The 11,038-nt window shown below is 39.4% G+C and carries 13 protein-coding genes; 5 read left to right on the forward strand and 8 right to left on the reverse strand.

Translation table 11 applies throughout. The features are described 5' to 3' along the window. On the forward strand, positions 1–1,022 hold a 1,022-nt coding region (locus Q0L68_RS10720; RefSeq protein ID WP_296702763.1), incomplete at its 5' end, for a dihydrolipoamide acetyltransferase family protein. Continuing rightward, positions 1,019–1,267, forward strand: a complete 249-nt coding sequence (locus tag Q0L68_RS10725; protein WP_296702765.1) for an acyl carrier protein — start codon at positions 1,019–1,021, stop codon at positions 1,265–1,267. The genes Q0L68_RS10720 and Q0L68_RS10725, both read left to right, overlap by 4 nt. A 26-nt stretch (positions 1,268–1,293) precedes the next feature. Here Q0L68_RS10725 and Q0L68_RS10730 read toward each other — a convergent pair whose 3' ends face one another. Continuing rightward, on the reverse strand, positions 1,294–2,247 hold the full coding sequence (locus Q0L68_RS10730; RefSeq protein WP_296702768.1) for a pyridoxal-phosphate dependent enzyme: 954 nt from the start codon (positions 2,245–2,247) through the stop codon (positions 1,294–1,296). A 108-nt stretch (positions 2,248–2,355) separates the two neighbouring features. On the opposite strand from Q0L68_RS10730, the gene Q0L68_RS10735 reads away from it, so the two are divergent. Next, entirely contained in the window at positions 2,356–3,024 is a 669-nt protein-coding gene (locus Q0L68_RS10735; protein WP_296702770.1) for a peptidoglycan DD-metalloendopeptidase family protein, read from the forward strand. Here the strand turns inward: Q0L68_RS10735 and Q0L68_RS10740 are convergent. Continuing rightward, a complete protein-coding gene (locus Q0L68_RS10740; protein ID WP_296702772.1) occupies positions 3,021–3,791 on the reverse strand; it encodes a type III pantothenate kinase in 771 nt (256 codons plus the stop codon). The genes Q0L68_RS10735 and Q0L68_RS10740 overlap by 4 nt on opposite strands. Before the next feature lie 74 nt (positions 3,792–3,865). Between Q0L68_RS10740 and Q0L68_RS10745 the strand changes: the two genes are divergently transcribed. Next, positions 3,866–4,342 carry a GNAT family N-acetyltransferase gene (locus Q0L68_RS10745; RefSeq protein WP_296702775.1) on the forward strand — a complete coding sequence of 159 codons (477 nt, stop codon included), beginning with the start codon at positions 3,866–3,868 and terminating at the stop codon, positions 4,340–4,342. A gap of 144 nt (positions 4,343–4,486) precedes the next feature. On the opposite strand, the gene guaB is transcribed toward Q0L68_RS10745, so the two are convergent. From guaB to Q0L68_RS10765, 4 genes are all read right to left on the reverse strand, one after another. Then, a complete protein-coding gene (gene guaB / locus Q0L68_RS10750; protein ID WP_296702777.1) occupies positions 4,487–5,965 on the reverse strand; it encodes an IMP dehydrogenase in 1,479 nt (492 codons plus the stop codon). A 134-nt stretch (positions 5,966–6,099) separates the two neighbouring features. Beyond that, entirely contained in the window at positions 6,100–6,552 is a 453-nt protein-coding gene (locus tag Q0L68_RS10755) for an ABA4-like family protein (protein ID WP_296702779.1), read from the reverse strand. A gap of 67 nt (positions 6,553–6,619) precedes the next feature. Next, positions 6,620–7,807 carry an RsmB/NOP family class I SAM-dependent RNA methyltransferase gene (locus Q0L68_RS10760; protein ID WP_296702781.1) on the reverse strand — a complete coding sequence of 396 codons (1,188 nt, stop codon included), beginning with the start codon at positions 7,805–7,807 and terminating at the stop codon, positions 6,620–6,622. Positions 7,808–7,863: 56 nt separating this feature from the next. Beyond that, the gene (locus Q0L68_RS10765) at positions 7,864–8,676 is read right to left on the reverse strand and encodes a hypothetical protein (protein ID WP_296702783.1); all 813 of its coding nucleotides are present in this window, start codon (positions 8,674–8,676) and stop codon (positions 7,864–7,866) included. Positions 8,677–8,732: 56 nt separating this feature from the next. Between Q0L68_RS10765 and prmC the strand changes: the two genes are divergently transcribed. Continuing rightward, on the forward strand, positions 8,733–9,572 hold the full coding sequence (gene prmC / locus Q0L68_RS10770) for a peptide chain release factor N(5)-glutamine methyltransferase (protein WP_296702786.1): 840 nt from the start codon (positions 8,733–8,735) through the stop codon (positions 9,570–9,572). Between the two features lie 3 nt (positions 9,573–9,575). On the opposite strand, the gene Q0L68_RS10775 is transcribed toward prmC, so the two are convergent. After that, positions 9,576–10,187 carry a thiamine pyrophosphokinase gene (locus tag Q0L68_RS10775; RefSeq protein WP_296702790.1) on the reverse strand — a complete coding sequence of 204 codons (612 nt, stop codon included), beginning with the start codon at positions 10,185–10,187 and terminating at the stop codon, positions 9,576–9,578. Between the two features lie 4 nt (positions 10,188–10,191). After that, positions 10,192–11,038, reverse strand: an 847-nt coding sequence (locus Q0L68_RS10780; RefSeq protein WP_296702792.1) for a membrane dipeptidase, incomplete at its 5' end; no start/stop codon positions are given.

Here is an 11,038-nt window from a genome sequence, read left to right on the forward strand (position 1 = left end):
GAGAAAAAGTTCCTGTAGGTACCGTTTTAGCTTTGATTAATGACGGAAAAGCAGAAGTATCAGAATCTGCTACTCCTGTAGAGGAAGTGCCAAAACAAGAAATTCATCCGATTGAGGATAGGGTGGAAACACCTCATGGGAAAACTGAAGAAGGAGAGCGAATAAAGATTTCTCCTTTGGCAAGGAAAATTGCTGAAGAAAATCATATTGAGATTTCCTCATTAACAGGAACAGGTCCCGAGGGGTCTATTGTAAAAAAGGATGTTGAAAAAGCCATTTCTGAGGATAAAAAACCAATCCAAGCAGCTGAAAAGGAGACTGAGATAGCCAAAGAGTCATCAGTAAAACCGGTTGGCCCTGCTTCCGATGCTATGCGCATGGCTGTGGCTGCTGCCATGAGTAAATCTAATCGGGAAATTCCTCATTATTATCTGGAAAAAAGAATGGATATGTCCAAAGCTATGGATTGGGTGAAAGAAGCCAATAAAGAGAGGCCGATTCAAAAGCGTCTTTTACCAGTAGCGATTTTGATCAAAGCAGTAGCCAAAGCGCTAGATGAGGTTCCGGATCTCAATGCAATCTGGGAAAATGGACTTCAAAGGAAAAACGAAATCAATATTGGTTTTGTAATTTCCTTGAGATCTGGTGGGATTGTCGTGCCGGCTATCCTTCAGACAGATTCAAAAACTGTGTATGAAATCATGGAAACGATGAATGATCTTATTCCAAGAGCACGAGCCTTCAAATTGAGAAGTTCGGAACTCAGTCAATCAACATTTACCATCACTAGCATAGGAGAAGGAGGAGCGGATAAAGTATTTGGTCTGATCTATCCACCCCAGGTTGGGATTGTCGGTTTTGGGGAGATTAGCGAGCAGCCTTTTGCCGAAGATGGTATGTTGGGAATTCGCCCTGTTGTAGACGTGACTTTGGCAGCAGACCATCGCGCTACCGACGGCTTAATCGGAAGTAAGTTTTTAGCAGCAATTAATAAACATTTACAAAATCCCGAAGAATTATGACCGAGGAAGAAATCAAAAAAACAGTTTTTCAATTATTGCAGCGAATTGCTCCCGAGACAGATCCATCGCAGTTGATGCCCGAAGAGAATATTCGAGAAGCACTAAATATCGATTCTTTTGATGCCCTTCAGTTTATTGTGTCTATCTGCGAAAAACTGAATGTAGATATTCCTGAGGAGGACTATGGAAAAACCCGTAATCTCAAATCCTTGTTAGCTTATTTGGGTAAGAAGTTGAAAGGATAATTAGATTAGGCTGTCAAAGTAAACTCTTAAAAAGGCAATTTTCCTAAATCCACATTGCCGCCGGAAAGAATAATTCCAACTCGCTTTCCTTCAAATCGATCTTTATTCGCCAGTAAAGCCGCCAAAGGTACTACGCAAGAAGGCTCAATGATAATCTTCATTCGCTCGTAGATCAAACGCATGGCCTCAATGATCTGCGGATCAGTTGCCAATAAAATATCAGAAACATATTTTTGAATCAACTCAAAATTCAACACTCCCAATGAAGTGAGTAAGCCATCAGCAATGGTATTTGGGCCAGTTTGTGGGATGATTCTCCCAGCTTGAAAGGAGCGGTAGGCATCATCCGCACCTGCAGGCTCAGCTCCAATTACTTCAATCTCCGGATCCCAATAATGCGTCAATAAGGCTGTTCCTCCCAATAATCCTCCTCCACCAACTGGAGCCATGATGATCTCTAGGTCATCCTGTTCTTCATGAAATTCCAAGGCGCAAGTCGCTTGTCCTTCGATGACATCCATAAAGTCATATGGTGGGATAAAGGTCGCTCCAGTTCGCTTCACTACTGCTTCAAGTGACGTTTCTCTCGCTTTAAGATTAGGTTCACATTCGATGATTTCTCCGCCATAGCCACGGACAGCTTTTTTCTTTATTTCCGGTGCATTTGATGGCATCACGATGTAGGATGGAATTCCTGCCACTGTTGCAGCTCGTGCGAGGGCAGCCGCATGGTTTCCGCTGCTGTGTGTGGCGACACCTTTTTTCTTCTGTGCGTCGCTCAGCTTCATGACAGCATTGGCAGCTCCGCGTGCTTTGAAAGCCCCCACTTTTTGAAAGTTTTCACACTTGAAAAAAATCTCACATCCTGCTATTTCATTAATAGTAGAGTTAGTCAAGATGGGTGTTTTATGAATAAATGATTTGATTCGAACTGCGGCAAATCGAATGTCATTGAGGGAGGGGAATTCGGTGTTTTTCATAGCGAAAAGTAGGAATTTCTTTTGGGCAATAATAACGATCGACCAAGGAAATGGATAGATTATTTGCCAAGAATTTAGCTCTTTGAATAATTTTTTAAATCTTCGGGCATGAATTGGAAAGCCTATCATTTTTTCCCGATCATGGGAGCACCTTTAAGTCCTGAAAATTCCATGAAGATGGATTTCAGTCCGAATAATAAAGGCCTGGAGTCTGTAGATTTGGCACATACAGAGAGCTTTTATGAGTTTGTGTTTGGACAGTTGGAAGATGCAGGGAAGACCTTCGGGCTTGGTGGATACCTAGAGCATCGTGCCATTTATCAGCGCAGTGAGCGGTTTGAAACTTCGGCGGCAGACTTTCGAAATATCCACTTGGGTGTGGATGTTTGGGCAAAAGCGGGCACCAAGGTGTATTGCCCGATTGAAGGAAGGGTTTTTTCCATTCAGAATAATGCAGGTTTTGGCGATTATGGTCCCACGATTATTCTAAAACATGAGTTGGCTGAAAAAAAACTTTATTCCCTTTATGGACATCTGTCCTTGACAGATTTAGCGCTTTTTGAAATCAATCAAGTGGTCAAAGCAGGTGAATTACTTTGTCATATTGGCCCATACCCTGAAAACGGGGACTGGCCACCTCATTTACATTTTCAATTAATGTTTGACATGCTTGGGAATACCGGTGATTTTCCAGGAGTTTGTTCACAGCGGGAAACAGGAAAATATAAAACTATCTGCCCAGACCCCAATTTGATTTTGAGATGCCCTCTGATTTAAGAATTTACCTCGGTGATTAATCGGAGTCCTTCCAGCGTCAAGTTTCTATCGATTTCATCAAAAACTTCTGTCAGGGGAGTTAAAACTGTAGATAGTCCACCTGTGGCAATTACTTGATATTTTTTCTTTGTCTCGTTTTCAATCGTCTCGATCATTCCTTTAACAAGCCCGGTATAGCCATACAAAATTCCAGCCTGGATGGCATGAATCGTGTTTTGGCCTAATGCTGATTCAGGCATTTTAAGGTCTACCATTGGGAGTTTTGAGGTATTCTGAACTAAAGAATTGATGGCTGTTCTTAGACCTGGGACAATATTAACCCCCATAATATTGCCATCTTCTCCTACAACAGTGAAAGTCAAAGCAGTCCCAAAATCCACAATAATGACAGCCTTTTGAAATTTGGTATAAGCAGCCATCACATTGCACATCAAATCTGTCCCAATTTCATTGGGCTTTAACGAAGTGACGGGTAATTTTTTGAAGCTTTTAGGTTGGATCAGATAAGGATCAGTACCAAAATAATTTTGGCAAAATTGCTGGATCGTAGGATTGATTTCCGGAACAACGGAGCTAAATCCTATTTTGCTGATTTCAGTTGGTGAAATGCCATGTTCCAAAAAATACAACGGTACTTTTTTACTGAGTTGGGAAGTGAGTTTGGATCCTTTTGTTTCTATTCTGAAATGGTTGGTCCACTTTTTCTCCTTTTCTTGGTACAAAGCGAAAACCACATTGGAATTTCCCGCATCTATTGCTAAAAACATTGTTTCTTTGATTTGATTAAATTTAACCTTTCAAAAAAGGAAAATCCAAATTATAACCTCCTAATCAAGATAGAATGTATTCATTACGAGAAGGTCAAGTCGAAGATCTCCCTAGAGTTTTAGAATTAATTGAGGAATTAGCGCTTTATGAGAAGGCTCCAGAACAGGTGACCAATACGGTTCAGATGATGAAAGAAGATGGTTTCGGGGCAAATCCTGTCTATGGTATGTTTGTTTGCGAAAAAGATGAAACCAAAGAAATTATAGGTATTGCGGTTTATTATTATCGGTATAGCACTTGGAAAGGGAAGCGACTTTATTTGGAAGATCTGGTCGTAACCCAATCAGAAAGAGGAAAGGGAGCAGGAAAACTGCTTTTGGAAAGAACCATGGCCAAATCATTGGAAGATGGTTGCACCGGGATGATGTGGCAGGTTCTGGATTGGAACGAGCCGGCAATTAATTTCTATAAAAAATACGGTGCAGCAATTGAAGGGGGATGGTACAATGTGCACCTTCAGGATTATGAGATAAGGAAGATATTGTCTTAAAACTTCAAATTGATTTTAAGATAGCTTCGCAGATATGGCTAACGCCAAGATATTTTGGTGAAGAAATTCTAAGGAAAGAATTTACAATTGACACAAAAAAATCCGGCTCAATGACCGGATTTTTACTTTTGTCTTTATTTCAAATTAACTTTTTACACTATAATTTGGAGCTTCTCTGGTCACGCTGACATCATGTGGATGGGATTCTTTTACACCGGCAGCAGTGATTTTTACAAATTTTCCATCCTTCTGTAAATCTTCAATAGTTTTTGTTCCACAGTATCCCATTCCTGCCTGAAGTCCTCCTACGAGTTGATAAAGTACTTCAGAAACTAATCCTTTGTAAGGCACTCTTCCTACGATTCCTTCCGGTACCAATTTTTTGATATTGTCTTCAGCATCCTGGAAATAACGATCTTTAGATCCTGACTCCATTGCCTCCAAAGAACCCATTCCCCGGTAGGATTTGAATTTTCTTCCTTGAAAAATAATCATTTCGCCAGGAGCTTCTTCTGTTCCTGCTAATAGTGAACCGATCATAATTGAGCTTCCTCCAGCAGCAATCGCCTTTACCAAATCCCCAGAATAACGGATTCCACCATCAGCAATAACAGGAACTCCACGGCCTTTAAGGGCTTCGGCACATTCAAAAACTGCGGAAAGCTGTGGGACACCCACTCCAGCAATAATTCGCGTGGTACAAATAGAACCTGGTCCTACACCAACTTTTACCGCATCAGCTCCGGCATCTGCCAAAGCGATTGCGGCCTCTGGAGTAGCAATGTTACCTACGATTACCTCGAGATCAGGAAATGCTTTTTTTATTTTTTTACAAGTCTCGATTACTCCTTTGGAATGTCCATGGGCGGTATCAATTGAGACTACGTCCACTCCGGCATTCTTCAATGCTTCCACACGCTCCACGATATCCGCTGTAACCCCAACAGCCGCGCCAACTCTTAATCTTCCGTATTCATCTTTACAAGCATGAGGCTTGTCTTTTCTCTTTAGAATGTCTTTATAGGTAATCAGTCCCGTAAGCTTGTTGTCTTCGTCAACGATAGGGAGCTTTTCGATTTTATATTCTTGAAGGATTTCCTCCGCTTGTTCCAATGAAACACCTGACTTTGCAGTAATCAAATTTTCAATCGTCATGATTTCCCGGATCGGACGATTCTGATCTTTGATAAAGCGAAGGTCTCTATTTGTGATAATACCTTTTAAAGTTCTGCTTTCATCGACTACAGGAATACCACCAATATGAAATTCACGCATGATAGTTTCTGCATCCCGAACTTTTGCGTCAATATGTAGGGTAATTGGATCAAGGATCATTCCGGCCTGGGACCGCTTAACTTTACGCACTTGAGCAGCTTGCTGCTCGATAGACATGTTTTTATGGACGAATCCCAAACCACCTTCCAGAGCGATGGCAATTGCCAATTCAGCTTCAGTAACCGTGTCCATTGCAGCGGAAACCAAAGGAATATTTAATCTGATTTTCTTGGTGAGTTGTGTGGAGGTATTCGTGTCGCGTGGTAGGACTTCTGAATATCCAGGGACTAAAAGCACATCGTCGTATGTGAGTGCTTCGTAAAGGAACTTGTCGGAGTTTCTATTCATGGCAAATATTGGTTGTAGGTAACCCTATTTGCCCGTCAAAATTACAAACAAAATTCTTTTCCAAGCTAATCCTTGACAAAATTAATATTGAAAAAGAGCATAATTTATATTAAAAAGGAAATATCCTTCTTAAATCAGGAAACAGATGCTTCATTAAAAGGCTCTTGAATGAGCTTCTTGGAATGTATCATTCGAATTATTATATATAAAAGAAGTCCTGTGGGACCCGCTATAAAGGTCAAAACCAAACAAGGAAGTAAAATCCACCGATTAATTCTACGCTGGTCGGCATTGTGACAAATCCACATTCCCACAAACAAATCAAAAGTTAAATAGTGAATCCAGCCCGCTAATAAAGCCTCATCGCTGGAAAACAAAAGTTTGACTTTGGCGAGTGTATCAAAGCCTCCACCGGTTCCGGCCCCCATTCCTTTAGTGATAAAGAAAAAATAAGTACAGCTTAATAAAATAAATATGAAACTGAATAGGAACTGGTATACCCAACGCTTTTGGTAGAGGACAAAAAGAAAAATCCAACACAAAAACGCGATAGAATTAACTATTGTAAAAATCAGCTCTAACTTCATTGCTTTTAAAAATTAAGCAATAAAATTAAAATAACTTTTTGATTTTGAGATGAATATCTTTAATAAACTATTTTTTAAGAAGGCGAGCAATGTAAAATCCATCAAATCCACTTTCATGGGATAGGACTTTATGATCTTCAATTAATTCGAAGTTCTTTCCAGCTTCACTTTCCAAAAATTTCTGAACCTGCTCCTGATTTTCCGAAGGCAAAATGCTACAGGTTGCATAGACCATTTGTCCCCCAGGTTTCAACATGGAGGGATAAGATTGTAGAATTTCCTGCTGGGTTTGCTTTACCTTTTCAATGGATTCAGGGTTTAATTTCCATTTGGTATCTGGATTCCGTTTTAAAACTCCTAAACCAGAACAAGGAACATCCAATAACAATCTATCCGCTGATTCTTTTAATCGCTTAATGGTTTTAGAACCCTCTATTACTTTTCGTTCGATAATAGAAACTCCATCTCTTCTTGCCCTGAGTTTTGTTTGCTGAAGTTTCCATTCTTCCACATCCATGGAGAGGATTTTGCCTTTGTTTTCCATTAATGCCGCCAAATGCAATGATTTACCTCCTGCACCTGCACAGGCATCGATCACCCGCATTCCGGGTTCCACTGCAAGAGAATCAGCAACTAATTGAGAGGATCCATCCTGAACTTCAAATAATCCTTCTTTAAACGCAGGATGCCTGAAAACATTTTGACGTTCATCTAGAATCAAGGCATCTTTATACCCTTTGATGATATGCGTGGAAATATTTGACTCGGCAAGCATGTTGCGAAGTTTTTCGCGGGTTGTTTTGAGCGTGTTCACTCGCAATACCACATCGGCTTCCTGATTCAGACTATGAATCTCTGCTTCCCATTTATCTCCTAATTCCTTTTGACCTAATTCTTCCAACCAATCTGGAATGGATTCGATCAATGCCGGATCCTCAAGCTTTTCATATTTTCCCTTTAGCTTTTCTGGCTGGATTTTTTCAAACTCTTCCCAAGGAGGAAGGCTATGCCCCTGCATCAACCAATAGGTTCCAAAAAGATCATAAGGGTTGTTTGATGGACTTAAATAATTTATCAATCTCCACCAACGTACCATTTCATAAGTAGTTTCGGCAATAAAAGAGCGGTCACGGGCTCCCCATTTTGGATTGGATTTAAGTGTTCTTTCGATCACTTTATCCGCATATTGACCTTCTTCGAAAATGGCAGCAAGTGCAGTATGCACTCCGCGTATGGTATTGTTATGTAGTTTCATTGGAAAGAAATTCTGCACAAAGGTAGTTTTTCTTTCTGTTCTCACAGAATCAGATTTTAAAATGGACTGAAGATCAATCCAAATCGGATTCCATCTCTTACTACAGCCGATCCAAAATCATAATGATTTCCAAAATATTGGGCAGTTGCTCCATAATAAGGATCATAGGCAAAGTCAATAAGTTGGTTCGTTACTCTCTGATCTTTTAAAACCTGTTTTCGGTATTCCAAAATATTTGCTCGTACCTCCAAGCCTAGCCAAGGCTTTATTTGATAAGCAAAAGCAAAATCAAACCCGACTTTCCAATTTGTCTCAGTCATTGGAATTTCATTTCGGATGTATGCGATACTGAGACAATTGATGCAGGGATAATAATACCCAAAAGTTCCAAAGTCGGGTGCCATTATTATTTTTCCGTCTTTTCCTGATTCCTTCATGCCGTATAGGCTAAAATTAATAGAAGTCTTTTTACCCAAACTGATATATTTCTTTAGGAAGAAACCGTAGCCCCTTAAGCTATTTTTTAAAGAAGCTTGCTGAAAAACATTTCTATATCCGATTATTGGGTAATCATCATTTTCGATTGGAGCTCCAATGATAGGATAGCTATATTCAATAGGTGAGGCTTTTTCCTGATAAGAAGTGAAATTTGTTATGACTCCAATCGACCAGTTTTTTGGAAGATTCAAACCAATCATAGGACGGATACTTCCGAGCATATCCCGTTGTACATCCAGAGGGTTAGAATTGTGAATTGCTCGCTGCCAATAGCTCGCATCAAATCCAAACCAGAACTTGGAATCGTTGTTTTGAGCAAAGGAGCTCCAAGAGAAAAACAGAGCAAAAATCAGTAGTTGAAATTTTTTCATAAGTAAAGAATCGGGATTGCTACCTTTACGGCAAACTAAGGCTATTCGCTACAGCTATGAGCAACTATAATGAACTTGTAAAACGATGGGCAGATGAACTGACCCAATATTCACCTGAGGAAGCAAATAATTTAATTAACTGGCTTTTGGAATATCATCTGGGACTACGAAAAGTAGATATGGTGGAAGCTTTTGAAGAAAATAGTCTTTCTGAATCTCTTTATCAGGATTTTGAGCGTTTGAAGACAGGTGAGCCAGTTCAATACATTATTGGAAAAGCTCCTTTTTATGGCCGTGAATTTTTTGTGGATGAATCGGTTTTGATTCCCAGAAATGAAACGGAGGAATTGGTCCACATGATTATCAAGGAAAATCCAAAGCCGGGAATGAAAATTTTGGATATTGGGACTGGGTCTGGTTGTATTCCAATTAGTTTGGCCCTTGAAATGAAGGACTCAGAAGTCTATTCGGTGGATGTTTCTGAAGATGCAATAGAAGTTGCTTTGGAAAATGCAGAGCATCTTGAATCCAATGTCACCTTTATTCACCTGGATATTTTAAAAGAGACTCCGGCTATTTCGGATTTGGATATTTTGGTCAGTAATCCTCCTTATGTCCCTGAAGCAGAATGGACGGACTTACATAGTAATGTACGTGATTTTGAACCTGGTTTGGCTCTTTTTGTGCCAGACCATGATCCTCTTTTATTTTACAGAGTAATTGCTGAAAAAGGAAAATTATTGCTTAAGAAAGGGGGAAAACTGTATTATGAAATTCATAATAATTTTGGTCCCGAAACAGTGGAATTACTGGAAAGCTTAGGCTATAAAGAAATCAATTTGGTTAAAGATCTGAATGATAAAAACAGAATGGTTTCGGCAACCTTTGTAGGATAATAATTATCGGATTTGCTCCCCGACCCAAAAAACTCCAGGAGCTTTTATTTCAGTTATTCCTTCAGGGACTTCTAAAAAAGTTGCATATGTAATGGGCAGAATAATCTGCCCATTTTCATTTAATATTTCAACTGGAAGACCTTCTTTTGCATGAATATGGATGCTGCTTTCCGCAAACCATTTTTTAAAAATACCATCTTTAATGGGATAATATTTCCAATCCCCATCCATGATAGTGAGATCAATTGACTTTATTTTTTCTTCAAGTTCCAAAACTTGAAGATGGGGGATTCCCACTAAATGTGCTGCAAAATGACTACTTGCCAGTAAATATTGCAACCCTTCAGCCAAGGAATCTTCAGTTTTACTATTTAAAAATTTAACGGGATATTGTTCTTCCAGTAAATGAAGGTTCTCCTTTTGAAAGGAGTCAGAAGCCAAAATAACATCAATCTTTATCCCCCAACTTAGCACTTGATCTAGAGCTTCTTCAGCTACTAAAACAGTCGGTACCCATTCAAGAAGTGAGGAAATCTGATCAAAATGAATCTCATCAGCTTTCAAAATAAAAACTGCTGGTTCCTGTTGTTCTTTAACAAAGTGATGGGAGGACATGAGATTATTTCCAGAGATTATTATAAAAGTTTACCGCATTTTTATAAGCAAGGTTAGTTAATTCCTGCTCATTTAATTCGTTTTCTAAATGATCTAGAAGGGATGGATATTTACTGGAATTTTCTGCCAATGGGAAATAAAAAGGGATGCGTGATGGATCACCAAAGTCCTTAGTATAAAAGAAGTCTGCTCCAAAACACATCGCTTTCTTACCTCCTATATGAAATCCATGCAATAGATGATCAAATAGTCTCTCCGGTACATCATTATCCAAAAATGCTCTTAAGAAGTTGACGCCGATTATTCCTCCTCGATATATGGTCTCCTTAGCAAACTCATCTGTTAAGTTTCTTCTGTGATTCCAGATTTCTCTAAAGTTAGAATGGCTTGCAATAATAGGGATGTCCAATTTCTCTGAATCTATATGATTGAAAATTCCTTCAGCAAGTAAGTCAGAAGTATGGGATAAATCGACTGGGATTTTTTTGCCAGACATATAATCCAGCAGCCGTTTGCCATCTTCTTTTAGCCCAATTCCATCCGTATAATTACCTCCTCCAAATCGATTCTCGGTATGATGGGTTAAGCTTATATAGGCTAGTTTCTTTGTTTTTTCCAGAATACTATCAAACTGTGTTTTAATCTCTTCAAGTGAAGCCGTTTCATTTCCAAGTCCAGCAGCATTTTCTACAGAAGCAATGATACCGACGTTGTTTTGACTTTTCCAATTGGAAAGAAATTCTGGGCCAGCAAAACTTAAATCCAAGGGGTTTTTCTCCAACAAATTCTGAAAAATATCAGCTTGCTTACTGGCAAGTTTCATCGATTGAGGATTGACATCTGTATAAATA

Source organism: Algoriphagus sp. (genome assembly GCF_024642405.1).
Classification (GTDB): domain Bacteria; phylum Bacteroidota; class Bacteroidia; order Cytophagales; family Cyclobacteriaceae; genus Algoriphagus.